Raw genomic sequence first — 845 nt, 5'->3', positions numbered from 1 at the left:
GTTACGTTTGATTGTACGTTACTTAAGTTACTGATAGTAAAGTTCATGCGGTTTTGTACTGCACCTAAGTCAGCACGTTGACTATCGATACCAGCAATCGCTGAATCGATAATAGCCAGTGCATCTTGCGCACCATTAGCAGTACCGATATCTACAGTTGACACTGCCGCTAAACTAGAACCTGTCGCACCTAATGCTTCGTCAGCTGTTGCGCCTGTGATGGTGAAGTTACTACTGCTATTGATTTGTACATTACCAGAAACAATCACGTCAGCTGTTGCAGTTAGAGCCGTGCCAGTTAAAGTACCATCCGCTTTGTAAGCATCAATGGTCAATGTCTCAGATGTGCCATCTGAGGCGTAATTGCTTACTGCAATGTTATCACCCTTCTCATTTACTAGCTCTAATTTACCACCACTTACAGTTGCACTTACACCAATACTACTTGAACCTGCGTTAATCTGGTCAGCGATATCTTCAACAGAAGTCGCATTCGTAATTGATAATGTATTTGCCCCACCAGCGCCACCAACATCTAAGTCAAAACTAACACTAGATGCATCCCCTAAAGACAATTCCATTTGGGCTGCGGTTCTTGCTGAAGCCGTAACTCCTGTTCCATCAGCACCATTAATTGCACTGGCATACTCTTTAGCTGATGAGTTGGCAGCTATCGTTACATCTTTTGTAGTACCATTACCAGATACAGTTACAGTATCTGCTGTTACTCCATTTGTTGTCGCAGCTAAAACAGCACCTAACTTACTGCCGCCACCATTTATCTGATTAGTACCGATTGCTGTAGAAGCTGTATTTTTCAAAGTTACTGATATTGTTTCATTGGC

At 42.6% G+C, this 845-nt stretch carries 1 protein-coding gene; it reads right to left on the bottom strand.

The features are described 5' to 3' along the window. Positions 1-845: flagellin hook IN motif-containing protein (locus H5123_RS20335; RefSeq protein WP_259395717.1), on the bottom strand; the 845-nt coding region annotated here is incomplete at both ends.

Origin of the sequence: Shewanella sp. SR43-4 (genome assembly GCF_014163845.1) — a bacterium.
GTDB lineage: Bacteria > Pseudomonadota > Gammaproteobacteria > Enterobacterales > Shewanellaceae > Shewanella > Shewanella vesiculosa.
This window is presented reverse-complemented; position numbering and strand designations above follow the sequence as displayed.